At 62.4% G+C, this 18219-nt stretch carries 14 protein-coding genes; 7 read left to right on the top strand and 7 right to left on the bottom strand.

The features are described from left to right. Nucleotides 1–50 precede the first annotated feature (50 nt). Nucleotides 51–920, top strand: coding sequence for a hypothetical protein (locus tag LRS06_RS16375; protein WP_257872462.1), 870 nt, complete (start codon nt 51–53; stop codon nt 918–920). Between the two features lie 14 nt (nt 921–934). Next, nucleotides 935–1165, top strand: coding sequence for a DUF2905 domain-containing protein (locus LRS06_RS16380; protein WP_257872463.1), 231 nt, complete (start codon nt 935–937; stop codon nt 1163–1165). Here LRS06_RS16380 and LRS06_RS16385 read toward each other — a convergent pair. Beyond that, complete coding sequence (locus LRS06_RS16385; protein WP_257872464.1) at nt 1124–2629, bottom strand: SDR family oxidoreductase; 1506 nt, start codon at nt 2627–2629, stop codon at nt 1124–1126. The genes LRS06_RS16380 and LRS06_RS16385 overlap by 42 nt on opposite strands. A gap of 388 nt (nt 2630–3017) precedes the next feature. Next, entirely contained in the window at nt 3018–4670 is a 1653-nt protein-coding gene (locus LRS06_RS16390) for a glycosyltransferase family 39 protein (RefSeq protein WP_257872465.1), read from the bottom strand. A 126-nt stretch (nt 4671–4796) separates the two neighbouring features. Here LRS06_RS16390 and LRS06_RS16395 point away from each other — a divergent pair, with 126 nt between their 5' ends. Both LRS06_RS16395 and LRS06_RS16400 read left to right on the top strand, forming a co-directional pair. Then, a complete protein-coding gene (locus LRS06_RS16395) occupies nt 4797–5396 on the top strand; it encodes a sce7726 family protein (RefSeq protein ID WP_257872466.1) in 600 nt (199 codons plus the stop codon). A gap of 42 nt (nt 5397–5438) precedes the next feature. Beyond that, nucleotides 5439–5990 (top strand): nuclear transport factor 2 family protein, encoded by a 552-nt coding sequence (locus tag LRS06_RS16400; protein WP_257872467.1) that lies wholly within the window; start codon nt 5439–5441, stop codon nt 5988–5990. Nucleotides 5991–6092: 102 nt separating this feature from the next. Here LRS06_RS16400 and LRS06_RS16405 read toward each other — a convergent pair whose 3' ends face one another. Then, complete coding sequence (locus tag LRS06_RS16405; RefSeq protein ID WP_257872468.1) at nt 6093–8171, bottom strand: CotH kinase family protein; 2079 nt, start codon at nt 8169–8171, stop codon at nt 6093–6095. Between the two features lie 199 nt (nt 8172–8370). Between LRS06_RS16405 and LRS06_RS16410 the strand changes: the two genes are divergently transcribed. After that, a complete protein-coding gene (locus LRS06_RS16410; RefSeq protein ID WP_257872469.1) occupies nt 8371–8793 on the top strand; it encodes a hypothetical protein in 423 nt (140 codons plus the stop codon). A 177-nt stretch (nt 8794–8970) separates the two neighbouring features. Here LRS06_RS16410 and LRS06_RS16415 read toward each other — a convergent pair whose 3' ends face one another. Continuing rightward, nucleotides 8971–9576 (bottom strand): DUF6252 family protein, encoded by a 606-nt coding sequence (locus LRS06_RS16415; protein ID WP_257872470.1) that lies wholly within the window; start codon nt 9574–9576, stop codon nt 8971–8973. 1172 nt (nt 9577–10748) lie between these two features. Here LRS06_RS16415 and LRS06_RS25575 point away from each other — a divergent pair. Together LRS06_RS25575 and LRS06_RS16425 are read left to right on the top strand one after the other, a co-directional pair. Then, nucleotides 10749–10844 (top strand): AraC family transcriptional regulator, encoded by a 96-nt coding sequence (locus tag LRS06_RS25575; protein WP_374679446.1) that lies wholly within the window; start codon nt 10749–10751, stop codon nt 10842–10844. Between the two features lie 538 nt (nt 10845–11382). Beyond that, on the top strand, nt 11383–11691 hold the full coding sequence (locus tag LRS06_RS16425; protein WP_257872471.1) for a DUF3817 domain-containing protein: 309 nt from the start codon (nt 11383–11385) through the stop codon (nt 11689–11691). Nucleotides 11692–11719: 28 nt separating this feature from the next. Here the strand turns inward: LRS06_RS16425 and LRS06_RS16430 are convergent, their stop codons facing one another. From LRS06_RS16430 to LRS06_RS16440, 3 genes are all read right to left on the bottom strand, one after another. Further along, on the bottom strand, nt 11720–12148 hold the full coding sequence (locus tag LRS06_RS16430) for a response regulator (RefSeq protein ID WP_257872472.1): 429 nt from the start codon (nt 12146–12148) through the stop codon (nt 11720–11722). 30 nt (nt 12149–12178) lie between these two features. Continuing rightward, nucleotides 12179–15103 carry a PAS domain-containing sensor histidine kinase gene (locus LRS06_RS16435; RefSeq protein ID WP_257872473.1) on the bottom strand — a complete coding sequence of 975 codons (2925 nt, stop codon included), beginning with the start codon at nt 15101–15103 and terminating at the stop codon, nt 12179–12181. Nucleotides 15104–15214: 111 nt separating this feature from the next. Further along, on the bottom strand, nt 15215–18004 hold the full coding sequence (locus tag LRS06_RS16440) for a PAS domain-containing protein (RefSeq protein WP_257872474.1): 2790 nt from the start codon (nt 18002–18004) through the stop codon (nt 15215–15217). Nucleotides 18005–18219 lie beyond the last annotated feature (215 nt).

The raw sequence follows: 18219 nt of genomic DNA on the forward strand, positions 1-18219 counted from the left end.
GTGGCTTAAACTATTCTTGATAAGCCTGTTGCTGATGCTCTGGGCAGGTCATGCCCAGGCCCAGGAAAAAAGCGAGCCGCATTGCTGCCCTGCAAACCGACGCTCAGGTGCTGGACCTCATCCACCCCCTGGGGTGGGAGTATGCCGAAGCAACGCTGGGCGACTCCGCCGCAGCAGCGTATAAGCCGTACCGTTTCACTCGGTTTGCCGTGCGCAGCGGTCAGACGTGGTTCAAGGCTGATTTCGACCAGAACGGCCTGCCGGATTTGTTGGTGCTGGCCCAACGTAAGAATACCAGCTTGGTGTTCTGCGTGCTGGATATGGGTAGCAAACTGCTCGTAGTGCGCAATTTCTACAACGTACTGAACCGCCGATATCCGGTAGCGCGCGTGGTTGTGGAGCAAGGCCAACACCTCCTAGAGTATGCTGACTATGCCCGCAGCCACGGCCCAAGGAGACAGTTGCAAAACCGCCGCACGCAGCTGCTGTCGTACGTAGGTGGCGGCTTTGTGGAGTACAATGCTCACCCCACGCAGCACCGCATTCAACGGGTTGAGTACGAAGGCTACTCCGTATATCATCAGGCTATCCGTACCCGCATCACCGTGACCGAAGAATCCGTGCATCTCTGGCGTCGCCGGGCGGAAGCCCTGGATACGACGAAGGTGACCATGCAACAGCGCGCAAGTCGCCTGCTTCCGGCGCAGAAGATACAACTGGCGGAGCTGCTCAACTATATAAAGTTTGCCGGCTTACCGGCCAGCTTTGCCCTTTCACCGCAAAATCACCGCACCCACGTCAAACTGGTAATAGAATATAACGACGGCCAGCGCAAGGTCGTAGAAGATTTGAATGGCACCGGCACGGCTGGCCTTCGGCAGCTGTATCGGTTGCTGAATGGCTTAGTCAGTTCTCCATAGATAAAGGAATATCTATGCATCCCCAACTCGGTAAAACCCTAGTTCTCCTTGGTCTAGCCATCGTCCTGCTGGGCGCGTTTCTGTGGCTGGGCGGGGGGTGGCTGCTGGGCTGGTTTGGCCACCTGCCCGGTGATATTCGGGTGGAGCGGCCGGGGTTTCGGTTCTACGCGCCCATCGTATCCATGCTGCTGGTGAGCTTGCTGCTAAGCGCCGTGCTCTGGCTGTGGCGGCGGTGGGGTGGGTAAGGCACGAGCCGGCGGACCCGTGTACTCCACTATATTCTCCACCATGCCCCGAAAAATGATGGCGTGGAAAGGCACCAGCGAGTACCAGTACAAGCGCCCAGCCAGGCCCCGGGGCCGGAACACGGCCAGCTGCTCCAGGGTGTGGGTGCCGTCGTCGTTGGGCAAAATCTGGAACTGCAGCCAAGCTTCACCGGGTAGCTTCATTTCGGCATAGAGCAATAGGCGGCGGGCGGCCGGGTCGGCCACCAGCACGCGCCAGAAGTCGAGCGGGTCGCCGGCGCGCAGGTCGGTAGGGGAGCGGCGGCCCCGGCGCAGGCCCACGCCACCCACCAACTTATCCAGGAGGCCGCGCACCCGCCACAGCCAGTCTACTTTATACCAGCCCCGCTGCCCGCCAATCTGCCACACGTTGCGGCGCACGGCCTCTGGGTCGCGCCGGAAGCGCAGGCGCCGACAGTCCTGCAGAATGCCGTGCCGGGGCAGCTGAATGTGGTCCATATAGGCCGGGGGCATTACCCCGCTGCTAAGCGCGTCGCTCCAGCTGCTCACTACCTCGTTCTGCTCAATGCGCTGGTAGGCCAGCTCCACGGCGGCGCGGTACGGCATGCAGGCATGGGGCACCACCGCCTCAATGCTGCGGTCCGGGTCCACGATGGTGTCGTTGCGCAGACTTTCCACCAGGCTCTGGGCCAGGGAAAACGTGGTGCTGGTCACCAGATACAGCCACCAGGAGGAAAGGCGGGGCGTGAGCACGGGCACCGTGAAAATATAGCGCCGGTAGCCGCGAACTTGCGCCAGCTCCAGCAGCATCTGCCGGTAGGTTAGCACGTCCGGCCCGCCCACGTCAAAGGAGCGGCCCTGGCAGGCGGGATTGTCGAGCACGGCCAGCAGGTAGTGCATCACGTCGCGGATGCCCAGGGGCTGACAGCGCGAGTTCAACCAGCGCGGCGTCACCATCACCGGCAGCTTTTCCACCAGGTCCCGGATGATTTCAAACGAGGCCGAGCCCGAGCCGATGATGATGCTGGCCCGCAGTACTGTGAGCGAGGCGCGGGCCTGCTTGCGCAGTACCTTTTCCACGGCCTTGCGGGAGCGAAGGTGCACGCTCAGGGCCCGGTCGTTGGCAATGCCGGAAAGATAGACTACCTGCTTGGCCGCCGTGCGGTTGAGGTACTGCGCGAAATTGTGGGCCGACTCCTGCTCCAGGCGGAAAAAGTCTTTGTCGTGCCCGCTCATGGAGTGCACCAGGTAGTAGGCCGCGTCCACGTCCAGGGGCAGGTCGGCCAGGGAATCGGGACGTAGCAGGTCGCCCTGTACTACACGCACCTGTTGGCGCAAAGTCTCGGGCAGGTCTACCCGGCGGGCGTCGCGCACGAGGCAGGTTACGTGGTGGCCGGCCTGCACCAATAGGGGCAATAGACGCTGGCCAATGTAGCCATTGGCACCGGTAAGCAGAATGTTCATGGCCGGGCAGCAGGAGGTGGAAGTATACTAACTGCCCGCCGCCGCTTAAGTTATGGTCAGGTACTCTGTGCCGGCCCCCAAGAGGTGGTATTTGCCCCGGCCAAACCGCAGTGCCGGCTTGCCCGTGGGTAGGGGCTTCGGGGGTACCCAGGGCGAGCCGGTGGAGCCCGCGTCAAAAACCAGGCTGTGCTGCCTGGCGCTAGTCACTGGTCAGATTTTGGGGGGCAAAGGACCGCTTAAGCAGTAGAGCGCCAGCACGTGTGTACTCTTGGGTAACTCCCAGCAATAAGCAGGCATCCGGCTTAGCCGGCGGCCCGGCGACTGATACGGCTACCCGCCCAACCGTTTGCCTTGCCAATGAGGCCAGCTACCCCAAAGCCCAGATTTTCTACCACCACACCGTCCACTTGCCCAGCTTTTGCTGCTGACGGAAGTAGCGCAGCATCCAGCGGCGTTCGGCGCGCATCTCGCCTTTCACCAGCAGCACGGGGCGCTGCACCAGCAAGCTGCCGAGGTAGGGCTCCTGCTGCGGATTTTGCAGGTTGATGAGCTGGCGCTGCCAGGTGTCGTTGGCCTCGAACTGGGTTTCCCGGCTCAGGCTCTGGTTGCCATCGTAGAGCGACACGGGCACGCGGCCCAGCTCGAAGGCCAGAGACGGGAGCAGCTCATTGTACACCAGAACCTGCCGGTTGGAAAGCTGCTTTTCGCGCAGGAACTCGGCCAGGGGCCGACTGCCGTTGAAGGTCAGCTCGTTCTGGTGCAGCAGGGGCTTGGCTGCTACCAGCAGTACCACCGTGAACAGACCAGCTGCCACCAGCAGGCGTGGGGCCACCCGTATTTCGTCCCAGAACATCAGCAGCAACACCAGCAGGGCAATACCGGCTGCGGCGGCCCCGGCTGTGAGCGGCCCGGCTTCCAGCGGCACCCAGCCCACGGCGCTCAGCACCGGCACTAGGCACAGCGCCGCCAGCAGCAGCCCCCAGAAGGCCAGGAAACCCACGTACCAGCGGTGCAGTGCCCCATCCGTCAGGCGGCCCAGGTAGTACACCGTGAGCAAGGCTACGCCCGGGAATACCGGCAGCACGTACAGCAGCAGCTTGGACTTGGAAATGGAGAAGAACACCAGCGGCAGCACCACCCAGAACAGCAGCACGTTCCGCCACTGCTGCGGCACCTCCGCCCAGCGCGTGCGCACAGCCTGCGTAATCAGCGCCACCGACCACGGTAGGCTGGTCGCCGGAGCCAGCACCAGGTAAAACCACCAGGGCTTGGCCCGGTTGAAGGTGGCGGCGTTGGCAAACCGCTCCACGGTATGCTCGAACAGGAAATAGCGCAGAAACGCCGGGTTTTCGGCCATCAGGTACAGATACCAGCTCAGCCCCACCAGCAAAAACAGCCCAATGCCCACGGCGTGATGCCAGGTAAACGGCCGCCGCGCCTGCCCGCGCCGGAAGTAAAAGCCGATAACAACCATTAGCGGCAGGATGAAACCCACGGGGCCTTTCGTCAGGAAGGCCAGCCCCAGCCCCAGCCAGAACAAATACAGCCACCGCATGCCGCCCCCGTGGTAATAGCGCAGTATGCCGTAGGCCGCCGCCAGCTCCAGCGTGGCCAGGTAGGCATCCGTCGTCACGTTGAGGGCCGAAATAAGCACTACGGGCAGGGTGCCATAGACGATGGCCGCGGCCAGGGCGCGGGCCCGGTCCTGGGCGAAGAAGAGCAGACCTAACCCGTATACCAACAGCACCTGCAGCAGCACGGCCAGCACCGGCAGCACCCGCACGCCCAGCGCACTTTCGCCGAACATACCCAGCCCGGCTGCCGTGAGCCAGTAGGTGAGCGGGGGCTTATGAAAGTGCTGAATGCCCAGTAGGCGAGGGTGGAGCCAGTCCTGGCCCGTCAGCATCTCCCGCCCGATTTCGGCGTAGCGGGCCTCCGAGCTTTCCAGCGGCCCCCAGGCTCCCAGGCCCAGCAGGAAGGCCAGCCCCAGGGCAGCCAGAAACAACCAAAGCCAGGTACGCGACGTGATGGGCAAGGGCATAGCAAACAAGGAAAACAGCGGGAACCAACGGAATCCAGCTGCGAAGTTAACGGGGCGGCCGGTAGTCGGACTTTTTCCTCGCGTGCCGGATGGCGTATCTTGCACCTTAGTTGCCGAAGCTTTCCCGTGAACGACCCCGAAATCCGTGTGCTTTTGTACCCCTTGCTGCAGGGCGGCCTGTACGTAGACGAGCTGCCCACCGGCACCACCCGCGCCGACGTCGTGCACATCACTGAGCACTTCATGCACGGCTACGAACTGAAAGGCGACGCCGACACCCTGCAGCGCGTGGCCAAGCAGCTGCCCTGCTACGCCAAGGCCTACGACTTCGTCACTTTCGTGGTCACCGAAAAGCACGTGCCCAAGCTGCGGCCTTTGCTGCCGGAGTGGGTAGGTATTCAGGTCGCCACGGCCGATGGTTTGCGCACCGAGCGCCCGGCCCTGTACAACGCCACCGTGGAGCGGCCCGCCGTGGCAGCCTTGCTGCGCCACAGCGAGGTTCAGCAATACCTGCTGGCCCGGGGGCTGCCCGGCGTGAGTACGCTGCGTCGCCGCGAAGTGCTTAGCTTTCTGCGCACCACCCGCCTGGTTTCCCTCGCCGACCTGGCCCGGCACGTGCGCGAGCGGCTGATGGGCCGCATGGACGAGCGGCTGGCCGTGCGGGCCGAGCGCAAAGCCGAGCGGGAACGAGTAGCCAGCCGCCGACGCCGTAAGCCCCGGAAGTAGGCAGCCGTTTCTGGTTGGCGGAGAAAATAGGCCATGTTAGCTTTGACCCGACCTGCCCCCTGGCAGGACTATACCGCTACCTACAATCTGATGAGCCGCAACAGCAGAAATACGTACGCACTACTGGCCGCAATAGCGTGGTTGACTGGCGCCTGCACCACGGTAAAGCCAGCTCCTGCGACCCGGGCGCCTAAAGCACCGGTTTCTCAAGAGCTTTACCGCACCATTGCGCGGCAAGACAGCCTGATGTTCTTGGCTTTCAACCAGCATGATGTGGAAAAGCTTCAGACTTTCTTCGCCGAAGACCTGGAATTCTACCACGACAAAGGCGGGCTGGCCAACTTCCAGCAAACCATGCAGGGCTTCCGGAATCTGTTCGACCAGAACAAAACCACCGGCCTCAACCGCCAGCTCGTGCCCGGCACTCTGGAAGTATTTCCCATCAGCGGCTACGGGGCCGTGGAAACCTACGAGCACCGCTTCTGCCACGTAGAAAACGGCAAAGACGACTGCGGCACCTTCAAGAACATGATGGTGTGGCGCCTCAAGGACGGGCAGTGGAAAGTAACCCGGGTCGTCAGCTACGACCACTAAAAAGTGGATTGCGTAAGCTCAAAAACGCCAGGAGGGTGTAGCGCCGCCCCTTTGCTTCGCTGCACCCTCCAGAAGAATTAACTTAAAACAGCTTCTAAGCCGCTACTGTTTCACCACCTTCAGATGGTAAGCCGTCCTACCGATGGTAGCCTGCACGAAGTAGATGCCCGGCGCCAGCGCCTGAGCGGGTTTGATAGGCAGCTCGTGCGGCCCGGCCGGCAGCTGGCCATATTCCACCCGGCTTACCTCCCGTCCCGTTACGTCGAGCACGCGCACCTGCACCGTAGCGCGGGCCGTAAGCGTGGTGCGTAAGCTCAGTTCCGGGCCGAAAGGGTTAGGAAATACCTGCGTGGCCGTGGCCGGGCCGGTGGGCTGAGCGGCCGTTACGTTGCTGCAAAGGCCGGGCATGTTGGCATCCAGCCAAGCAAAGCGCACTTTCAGCCACTTTTTCAGGGCCGCAATTTCGCCGGGGTAGTCGGCAGGAATGGGGGAAGGGTTGGGCCAGGTATACGTGCCCAGGATGGGCCATTGCTGAAAATGCCGGGCCTGCGCCTCGTCCAGGTGGTTGGCGGTGGAGTCGATGTAGGTGTTGAGGCGGTCCAGGCTCAGGGTGCGCTGGCGCAGTTCTTTCCAGCGGCACTGCAGGGCAGCCGTGAAAGCCGGGTCCTGGAGCATACGCGCCCACCAGAAAGGCACCTGCCACTCGTCGCCGCGGCATACGCTGTTGAAGTTGTAGGCCCAGCCGGTTTCCGTGTTACCGTCGCAGTAGTCGGCGTTCCACCAGGCCAGGTTGTAGTCCCAGGCAGGGCCGGCGTAAATCTTGCCCCCGTCGCTACGGCGCTTTTTGTGCAGGAAGGTGCTCAGGCGCAGCCCGTCCACGTTCTTGCTGATTTCATTCAGGATAAAATAGTCGATAAAGGAATTGACGTCAATGTACTTCGCGTAGCCGGTTTTGGGGTCGGCGAAGTCGGCCGAGGCCAGGGCCGTTTCCACGGAGTCGACGTAAGCCTGCAGGTATTTGGCCTGCTCGGGTTGAATTTCGTCGGCCGCGGGGTACTCGTAGAGAAAGTGGATGATGCTGCCGCTGGAGCTAAGGCGCTTGGAGTTCCAGCCTTCGTTGCCGCCGGTGCCGGTGGGCTTATCCAGCTTGAAGATGTAGCCGCCGGTGAGCTTGTTGCCGGAAATATCCACTGGGTCAATTTTCTTGATGTTGACCCGGTTGGCATCGCGCTTGATCTTCTCCATCATCACGTAAATGCCCTGGTACTCGCCGTTGAGCATCAGCTCGCAGTAGTGGGTGCGCGAGGCGTAGTGGCCCGTGCGGTTGGCAATATCGTAGCTCAGCACGTTGCGCATGCCGGTTTTGTCGTTGTAGGGCGCGTAGAGGATCCAGGCGTTTTCCTCGGGCATGCCCATCACCACAGTGTCGTTTTCGAAGTTGCCCGTGTTGCGGGTTTCGATGCTGTAGGACTTCTGCGGAAACAGCTGCGAGGAGCTGCCGCGCAGCTCAATGCCAATGCGGTTGTGGTAGTCGTCGTAGGCATCGGCCAGGCGGTTGCGGCGCCCGTCCTTGTGGTTGATGATGCCCATGTAGGCATCTACCTTGGGGTCGTCGGGAATGGCACGGCCGCCCGTGTTAATCACCACGATGGGCAGGTTCGACGAGATAAAGCCGGGCGGGGTGGCCGGGGCGTTGCCGAAGGTGAGTGACCAGGACGTTACGCTGCCCACGTGGCCGCCCTGGGTGTCACGCACGCGTAGGCTCCAGGTGCCGTTGGCAGGCTGGTTGTTGTTTACGCTGCCCAGCACCCCCTCCGGCCGGAAGGTATTGCTGAACGGGGCCGTGCCTGCCTTCACTGAGAGCATGGCCGTGCTGTTAAAGCAGGTGTTGCTGTAGTTGGCGCCGTTGCCCCCGTTGCCGACGGATAAATTCGCCACCTTCCCATCCGGGGCCTGCAGCTGCACTACCAGCTGGGCCACACGCGGGTGCTCAATCGTGAAACACACCGATTCCAGCCCGAACAGGTCGTTGAGGGTGGCTGGCTTCAGACCGCTCACCGCAGCCGCAAAGCTGGCAGTGGTATTGTCGTCGGGGATGGTGCCGCCGGCGCCCGTAAAAGTTTGGGCCGAAGCCGTGAGGCCCGTCAGGAGCAAGCCAACCAGGAAGTATAGGTGTTTCATCGGAAGAAATAAGCCAGGAAAGATACTACCCGCCGCGCAAACGACCGTGACTTTCAGCTTTTTCCCCGGAAGAAAGTCCCACAAGGCTCGTGTTTGGAAGCCTCAGAAAGCTTGGGCCAGCGGAACGGTGTATCTTGGGGTCTGGAGTTGTTTTACCAGAAGCCGGCGGTGGCTCAGCTGGATCTAACAAACGCTTATAATGACGCGGGATAATATATCAATAGAGAGGCTTATCACTGAAAAACGTCTTTCTCCGTTGATGAGTAACGCAAAGTGGCTAAAGTTGCTATCCGCGTTGGTCGAAAACGCGGCGCTGATTGCGGAATGCCGAGTTAAACTGATCTGGGAGCAAGAAACGATGATCAGATGGTTGGTATTTGATGAGGATACGAGCTACCGTTTCGACTACTATGACACCGCTATGGAAGCCATGATTACCGGAAACCCCAGGGGCTGGTACGCCTACAAGGAAATCGAGTGGCTGGAATTTCCTCGGTTTATCAGCAACAAATCCGTAGTGCAGGATCTGCACGCTATTCAGCTGCAGATTCAAGCAATAGGCCAGTTTCAGTTAGAGTTAAGTGATGAGAATTTGCGGCTTTATGCATATCGGCGGCCGTGATACTAAGCATAAAAGCACTGCTGCCTAGGTCGCTGGGAAAGCTGGGGTTGCCTTGCCGGCTTCACCGTCTCTTCCTGCAACTATTGAAGCTCTTGCCGCTGGTCGCGCTACTCCTAAGTTTCTGCTAAAACAGCCTGAATGACCGATATGGCGGCCGGGCTGGAACTCTTGCCTGCATTACTGCTTGCGGTCGAAGCGGCCGGCACTAACGGTTACCGTTTTGCTTGGGTTAGTGGTGCTGGCGGCGGTAAACTCAAAGGTGCCAGCAGATACGGCCGCGTCGGGGTAGCTCACCGTCAGCACGATGCGGCCGGTGTGCCGGCTGCTGGTTTGGTAGAGTTCGGAGCTGCTGTCCTCACTGATATACACCGTAGCATGGTCTACCACCGTGCTGTCGGGGGCCAGAGGCGGCAGGCCCGTGTCCTGGTTGAGCAGGAACTCTCCCACCTGGGGCTTGCGCAGGTACAGCGTGACGGTCACCTGCTTTTTGCCCCGGGCACTGTTGAGGCTCAGGCTATACTCGGGCCTGACCTGCCAGCCGGGCAGGGGAGCAAGGGCAGACACATCGTAGCCGCCCTCGAGCGGAGGAATTGTCCCGGCCATACCCAGAAAGCTCCCGGTCCAGCCAGTGGCCGGGTACGCGGTGCCGTCGAGCAGGAACCCGCCCGTATTCTGGCCCGTCTGCGTGCTGTCGGGCAGCAGGGAAACCGGGTCTTCTTTTTCACAGGCTCCCAACAACAAGGAAGCGCTGAGCAACCAACCGGAAATCTTACGCAGGGCCATAAAACAGGAGTTGTGGTGTGATAGTGCTGTGAAGGTAGGTTACGTCGTAAGCCTGCAAAAACCATAGTGAAGACCAATCCGACTTTACGTCCTTTCTATTGAGCTGCGTATTATCAGGTAAATTTATATCCAATGGCCGGTTTTATTGCCTGGAATCGGACTTCTGGCTCCCCCGTAGATAGGCTTGTATAGCGCATCGAGCAATACCGCGAAAGCACTTTTCTATTTACGCGGCTATTTGCGCTATCATAGGCAGCAAAGTATTCCTGCCCTTTTATCGTTTGCTTGATCGTGGCCCGTCTGAAAAGCTGGGGCTCCTGTTTTTACAATCAACTGCTCCCTGATGCCTACTGCTGCTTCCAATGCCATCAAAACCTACCGCATGATGGAGTACGTCCGGCGGTTTACGGCGGAGCCGGCAGCGGTGCAGCAGCTCGTGCTGGCCGACCCCGGACAGTTTTTCATCGTGGCCGTGGAGCAGCTTTACCCGCTGTTTACGCAGGCCGTGCCCCCGTCGCGGGCCACCGGCCATTCGCTGGTGTATGTTACCTCGGGGCAGGCCCGCATGAGCATCGGCAACGACAGCTACACGGTGGGCCCGCACGAGATGCTGATAGCCCGGGCCGGGCAGGTGTATTCCTTTGAGCCGGGCGACGTGAATACGGGCTTTGTGTGCCATTTTCACGATGCTATCCTGCTGGGACAGGCTGCCCCCGCCGAGGCCACCGTGCCATTTGATTTTCTGCATTTCTGGGGCCGGCCCGTGATTGAGCTTCCCGCGCAAACCGCCCAATTCGTCGGGCAGCTTTTGCACCGGCTGCTGGTGGAGTATACCACCCACGGGCTAACTTACCCGGCCGTGGTGCGGGCCTACCTGCTGGCGCTGCTGCACGAGCTTAACCGGGCCCACACCACCGACGCACCCGCGCCGCTCTCGGCCGCCGCTGCCCTGACCAATCACTTCAAGCACCTGGTGGCTTCCTCGCTCAAAACCACGCACCGCGTGCGCGACTACGCCGAGTGGCTCAATATCTCACCCAACCACCTGAGCAAGTGCGTGCGCCGCGTCACGGGTAAGTCGCCGGCCCGCTGGATTGAGGAAAGCATTGTGCTCGAAGCCAAGGTGCTGCTGTTTCAGAGCAAGTGGTCGGTGGGGGGAGGTGGGCGCGGCCGTGGGCATCGAGGATGCTTCCTACTTCAGCCGGCTGTTCAGGAAGCACACGGGCCTGACCCCGCTGGCTTTTCGCAAGCGGCATACTCCGTCCTAGAATTGGCCGGCTGGGTGCTAACCCGGCGCTGCGTAGCCGCCGCACCTTTGCCCCATCATTTAAGGGGCCGTATGTACCTGACACTTTTAACGCTGCACTCCCTGGTTCGCTGGGTGCTGCTGCTGAGCATCTTTGCCAGCATTTTTCGGGCCTGCCGCGGCTGGCTGGGGAGGCGGCCGTTCACTGCCTTCGATAATACCCTCCGGCACACCACGGCCACCGTGGCTCACGGGCAGCTTATGCTGGGCTACGGGCTGTACCTGGTGAGTCCGGTTATCGCCTCGTTTCACCTGCGCGACGCGGCGCACGCGCCTACCTCACTGTTTTTCGGCGTCCAGCACGTGGCGTTGATGACGCTGGCCATTACGGTGCTCACCATCGGCTCGGCCCTGGCCAAGCGTCAAACAACCGACCAGGCAAAGTTCCGCACAATGGCTCTGTGGTTTGCGCTGGCCTTAGTGCTCATCCTGGTAGCCATTCCGTGGCCCTTCTCCCCGCTGGCACAGCGGCCGCTTCTTCGCTTTTAAGGCAACAAACTATGTTCAAATCACCTATTGGCCGCCTGCGCCTGCTGGCATTGGCCGAAGGCATTTCGCTGCTGCTGCTCGTCGGGGTGGCCGTGCCCCTGAAACACTTTTACGGCAACCCGGCACTGGTGCGCGCCCTCGGGCCGGTGCATGGGCTGCTGTTTCTGCTTTTCGTGCTTAACACCCTGCGCGTGGGCGTGGAGTACCGCTGGCGCTTCGCCACTACCACCTGGAAAGTGCTGCTGGCCTGCCTCGTGCCCTTCGGCACCTTCTACGTGGACTACAAAATCCTGGCCCCGCTGCAAAAGCAGATGAGGTAGCGCCGGCTTTTGCGCCGCCGCAGCTGCTTTAGCTGAGTGGCTCCGGGCCAGCGGGGAAATGCTCGTGCAGAATCTGGTCGACTTTTTCCCGGGTCAGGGGCTTGGTGAGGTAGCCGGCAATGGGCAGGTTCTGCATGCTGGCCACGTCGTTGGGGTTGAGCGACGTAGTAAGCATGATGATAACCACGGCCGGGTTGTCGGTGGGCGGGCGCCGGGTGTAAGCCTGCAGAAACTCCATACCGTTCATACGGGGCATCTTCATGTCCAGCAGAATCAGGGCCGGACAGGTGGGCGAGGCCACCGGCGCGCAGTGCGTGTGCAGCAGGTCCAGAGCCTCCTGGCCGTTGGTGGCCACCAGCACCGTGTCGGTAATGGCCATGCGCCGGAGCAGCGTCTGGTTCAGGTAGTTGGTCGTCTCGTCGTCGTCGACGAGCAGGGTACAGGAAATGGCAGCCATGCAGCAGAAAGCAGAAAGTCAAAGGCAGCGTCAGGCGGCAGCGCCAGGCACCTGGGGCAGGTGTACGAAGAAAGTGGTGCCGGCGCCGGGCTGGGAGTGCACTTCGATGTGGCCGCCGGCATTGTCGACCATGCGCTTGACCATGTAGAGGCCAATACCTGAGCCCTCCACGTGGGTGTGAAAGCGCTGGAACATGCTGAACAGGCGGGGTCGGTAGGAGGGCTCGATGCCCAGGCCGTTGTCGTGCACTTCCAGCACGGTGTAGCCCGGGCGTACGTGGGCCCGCACGTCCACGCGGGGCGGCCGGTTGGGTGAGTGGTACTTGAGCGCGTTGCTGAGCAGGTTGTAGACCACCGAGCGCAGGTTTTTCTCCGAGAACTGAATGGCCGGGCGGGCCGCCACGTCAATAACCAGCTTGGCGCCGGTGGCCTGCAGCAGGGGTAGCAGATCCTGACGCACGTCCTCCACCACGGCGGCCAGATCCACGGACGTGGCCGGCGCATCGTGCTCCTTCTGCAGCTTGGAAACTTCCGTCAGGTGGTCAATCGTGCGCTTGAAGCGCTCCACCGAGTCCATCATCCGCGTCAGGGTGGGGGCTACGCTCCGGCTTTGCTCGCCGTCGGCGGGCAGCTCCTCCTGCAGCAGGTAAAGCAGGCCTTCGATGTTGCTGATGGGGGCTTTCAGGTCGTGGGAGGCGGTATAGATGAAGTTGTCCAGGTCCACGTTGGTGCGCTGCAGCTGTTCGTTGGCTTCGCTCAGCTCCTGCGCGAGGGCCAGGGCCTGCTGCCCGCCTTCCTCCACTACGCGCCGGGCCTGCACCTGGTCGGTTACTTCGTGGGCGAAAGCCAGTACCCCATCCACTTCTCCCTGGGCGTTGCGGCGGGCCTGGTAAGTGAAGGTGAAGAACAGGTTCTCCAGGGGGCCGCTGTCGTGGCGGGCCAGCTGCAGGGGCATTTCCCGGGCTACCAGGGTTTCGCCCGTGTCGTACACGCCCCGCAGCTGCTGGTAGATGGGCGCGTCGGCAATTTCGGGAAGGGCATCGAGCACGGGCCGCCCCAGCAGCAGGCGGCTCGGGAAGATGCGCTGGTAGGCCGGGTTGACGAACTGAAACACCAGCTCCGGGCCGTCGAGGATGACGATGGGAGCGGGGGCCACCATAAACAGCTGGTGCAGCTGCTGGCGCTCGGCCTCGCGCTGCCGGCGGGCCTGCACCTGCTCCGTCACGTCGAAGGCGAAGATGGAAATGCCGGCAATCTGGTCCTGCTCGCGGTAAGCCTGGTACGTGAAGGTGTAGTACACTTCCTGCTCCGGCCTACCTCCGGCCGGCTCCAGACGCATGGGCAGCTCGGTGCCGAAGAACGTGTTGCCAGTGCGGAATACGTTGTCGAGCTGCGCCAGGAAGCCGGCCGCTATAGTTTCGGGCAGGGCCTCGGCCACGGGCCGGCCGGTAAGCTGGCGTTCGGGAAAAAGCTGCTGGTAGGCGGCATTGACGTACTCGAAGCGGTGCTCGGGGCCGCGCAGCAACGCCACGGCGGCGGGCGTGTCGGCTAGGATGTGGAACAGTGCCTCGCGCTCCTGCACCTGCCGCCGGGCCGCAGCCAGCACCTGAGCCTGCAGGGCTTCGTTTTGCTGGCGGGCCTGCACCCGCTCGGTCACATCAATGGCAAAGCTCATCACGCCCTCAATCTGCCCGGTGGCGTCAAACAGGGGCTGGTAGGCCAAATCCAGGTACACGTCCTGCAGCTCGCCGTTGCCCAGCCGGTCGAGGCGGGTGAGGCGCTCATGCTCGTGCAGGGCCTCGCCGGTACGGTACACGCGGTCCAGGGGCTCGTGCTGCGCCTCGGGCAGCTCGGGCAGGGCCTTGCGCCGCGGCAGCCCCTGCAGGAGGCGGTTGGGCAGTAGTTCCCGGGTGCGGGGGTGAACCAGGGAAAGCACGTGGTCCGGCCCGGTGAAGATGTTGATCAGAGCCGGAGCCTGACTGAACAGGCGCTCCAGGCGGCCGCGCTGCTCCTCGGCTTCGGCCCGGGCGCGCTCAGCCTCCCGGGTGCGGGCCTGCACGCGCGTTTCCAGCTCTTGGTTGAGCTGCTGCAGCTGCTGGCGGGCCAGTACCTGCTCGGTCACGTTGTAGGAAAAGTCGAGCACGCCGTCCACGTTGCCCGCGGCGTCGCGCAGGGGCAGATAAAAGGCATTTATGTACACCAGCTGCGGCTGGGGCTGGCCGGTGCCGTCAAAGTCGAGATGTACGGGCAGCTCCAGGCCGTAGGCAGGTTCTCCGCTGGTATACACTTGGTCGAGACGGTCGAAAAATCCTTGATCGGCCGCTTCGGGCACGGCCTCGCGCACGGGGCGGCCAAGCAGAGTGTGCCGGGGAAAGTAGTCCTGGTAGCGCTGATTGACGAGCGTGTACACGTGGTCGGGCCCGTGGTAGGTGGCCACCTGAGCGGGCAGGCTCATGAGCACCTGACAGAGGCGCTGACGCTGGATTTCGGCGTCGGCGCGGGCGGCTTTTTCGGCGGCCTGGGCCTCACGCAGGGCCACTTCCACGGGGGAGCGGGGCTGGTCGGCCGTGTCGGTGAAGCTCACCCACATTCCGTCCCCGGAGCGGCGCGCGGCCAGGCGGTAGTAGTTGTCGTAGCCGTCGGCCTGGTAGTTGATATTGTAACTGCGTGGCTCCCCGCTGATGTAGGCATCCACATGAAAGTCGAAGGTGCCGTGGGCTTTGCTATGGGGCCACTGCTCGTTGTGGGTGAGCGTAGGCACTTCCGGCATGCGCATCATGCGCTGGGCCGCGGGATTGAGGTACTCGAAGCGAAAGTCCACGATGCTTCCCGAGCCGGCCGGGTCGTAGATGGGTGTGTAGTAAATCACGCCGGTCATCGACACGGCCAGCAAATCGGCCAGCAGGGCATCGGCGGGCAGGGAGCGGAGAGGCGCAGGTACCGGTAAGTCAGGCATTGCGTAGCGGTAAGGAATTGATCAGCTCAAAAATGGTAAATCGGGACGTGCTGCGGCAGCGCTGCCCGCAGGCCATAAGCCCTGGCGTAAACACCCGGCAGATTGCCTTTGTCAGCCCCCGCCCAGCCGAATGCGGAACGTAGCGCCCTGGCCCGGCTGGCTGTCTACCTCAATGGAGCCGCCGCGCGCTTCCACGATGCGGTTAACCAGGTACAGGCCCACCCCGGTTCCGGGCGTGTGCGTGTGCAGACGACGGAAAAGGTGGAACAGCTCGGCCCCGTGCTTTTGCGCGTCGAAGCCCAGGCCGTTGTCTTCCACCACCAGCACGGGTTGGTTGCGCTCCACCCACACCGACACGTGAATGCGCGCCGGCCGGTCGGGGTCGGCGTACTTCAGCGAGTTGCCCAGCAGGTTGAGCAGGATGGTGCGCAGGTTGGCGCGGGCAAACGACAGGGCCGGGCGCGCCGAGAAGTCGGTGGTGATGCGCGCCCGGGCCGCCCGCACCTGCGGCTCCAGGGTGTTGACAACTTCTTCGGTGAGGTCATCCAGCGAAACCAGCTCTGCCGGAGCCTGGCTGAGCTGCTGAGCCTGGCCCAGCGCGGCTAAGTCGTCGATGGTGACGCTGAGCTGCTGCAGCGCCTCCTGCACCAGGGGCACCAGCAGATGCTCTTCCTCCGGGTCGGCAAAAACGCTCCCGCGGCGCACCTCTTCCAGCAGGCCGGCCAGGTTGTTGACGGGCTGCTTGAGGTCGTGGGAGGCCGCGTACACAAAGTTGTCCAGGTCCTGGTTGGTGCGCATGAGCTGCTCGTTGGCCTGCTTGAGCTCGGTGATGTCGATGGCCGAGCCCACGTAGCCGTACAGCTCGCCGCTTGGGTAGAAGCTCGGGGCCCCCTGCGAGAGCAGCCAGCGGTACTCGCCGTCGTGGCGGCGCATGCGGTGCTCCAGCCGGTAGAGCGAGCGGGTGCTGATGGCCTGCTCCAGGGTGTGTTGGGCGCGCTCCAGCTCGTCTGCCGGTAGATAGGCCGCCCAGCCCGTGGCCTCATACTCTTCCAGGCTTACGCCCACAAAGTCCAGAAAGGCCTGGTTGGCGTAGCGGATGGTGGTGTCCGAGTTTACGGCCCACACCTGGTTGGGGGCGGCATCGGCCATGATGCGGAAGCGCGCTTCGCTTTCGCGCAAGGCGGCTACGGCCTGCTGCTGGGCCGTAACTTCAAACACAAATGCCAGAATGCCGTTCACCTGCCCCTGCTCGTCGCGGCGAGCTTGGTACACAAAGCTGAAGTAGCGGTTTTCCACCACTCCATCGGCCGGCCGGGCTATGGGCACCAATAGGGCCTGCTCCTCGTGCGTCAGGCCGGTATTGTACACGCCGCGCAGGAAAGAGGCAACGCGGGTACCCTCAATTTCGGGCAGGGCTTTAAAAACGGACTGGCCCAGCAGGTTCCGGCCCGGTAGCAGCAGCTGGTAGCCGGGGTTCACGAACTCGAATACCAGCTCCGGCCCAGCCAGGATGCAGATGCCGGCGGGGGCCTGCATAAATAACCCCAAAAGCCGCTGCCGCTCCTGCTCGCGCTGCTCCCGAGCCAGCACCTGCTCCGTAACCTCGAAGGCAAAAATGGAAACGCCGGCAACGGCGCCCTTTTCGCGGTACGTCTGGTAGGTGAAGGTGAAATACATGTCCTGATGCGGCCGGCCATCGGGTTGCGCCACCGTGAGCAGCAACTCATTGCCGTAGAAGGTTTCCCCCGTTCGGTAGACGTTGTCCATCAACGCTATAAAGCCATGCTCCACGGTTTCGGGCAGGGCTTCAGCCATGGGTAGTCCCACAAGCCGGCGGCCGGGAAACAGCGACTGATACGCCTGGTTCACATACTCATAGCAGTGCTCGGGCCCACTTAGCAGGGCAATTAAGGCTGGGGTCTGCTCAAATACCTGATAGAACGTTTCGCGCTCCTCCACCTGGCGCTGCGCGGCTTCCACCAAAGCCTGCTGCGTACGCACCAATTCGAGGTGGTGAGTGCGCAACTCCTCATTCGAGGCCTCCAGCTCTTCGTTGATAGCAGCCAGCTCCTGGTTCAGAACCTGCTCCTGCTCGCGGGCCAGCAGCTGCTCGGTCACGTCGCTGACCAGGGTATAGAAGCCCACAACCTGCCCATCGCGCATGTCGGGCACGTAATCGGTGTGGATGTGCCTGGTGAACCCCTCACGATAAGGCATTCGGGCCGAAAAGCTGAGCCGCTCGCCGGCCAGGGCCCGCCGGATGTAAGGCTCTACCCCGGCGTAGGCCTCCTCGCCTACCACCTCGCGCACGGGCCGCCCTAGTAGCTCCTCAGGCGTCTGGTTGAACCAGGCCTGGTAGGCGTGGTTGGCAAAGCGGTACTTTTCTTCGTGGTCGAGGTAGCCGATGAGCACCGGCAGTGCATCGGTGATAAGACGCAGCTGCCGGGTGGTGGCTTCGCTGGCCTGTAGCAGCCGGTCGCTGAGCACGCTTTGCGTCACGTCGGTCACTACGTGCAGAAGGTGGCTTACGCGCCCCTGCTCATCAAACACGGGGGCGTTGCGCGTCTGCCAGTAGCGCTCCACGAACCTGCCCGGGTGGTCGGGGTCGGGCACGTCGTAGCGCAGCCGGTCCATCTGGTGCGGCTGCCGGGTTTCCAGCACCTGCCGCAGCGAGGCCTGCACGTTCAGCACGGCATGGGCTTCGGGGTGGGCCGGGTTGTCGGGAAATGCCTCGAACACAGGTCGGCCCAGCAGGTCCTCGCGGCGGGTAAGCGTGGCAGCCAGGTACGTATCGCTGACTGCCACAATGCGCAGCTCCGCCGACAGCAGCAGGGTGGCATCGGGTAGTGCTTGGATAACGGAAAGCAGCGAGGCGGGTGGGAGCACGCGGAAGATCGGCATTAAGCCAGGTAAGGTAACCGATAAGCCGCCGCGCCTGAGCAAGTTGGGCGCCCGGAGCGCGAGTGGAAAAGCTGGTGCACCGGGCACTTCAGGCAGCCTCAACAGACAAGGCTGAAAGAGCCCGGAATAAAGCGCGTAAGGTAGGCTTTTTGCGTGGGGTCAGTTCCAATTCAGGCCAGGATGGCCGGTCTGAGAAATAAGCCGGCAGGCCAACC

This window comes from Hymenobacter sp. J193, assembly GCF_024700075.1.
Lineage (GTDB): Bacteria > Bacteroidota > Bacteroidia > Cytophagales > Hymenobacteraceae > Hymenobacter.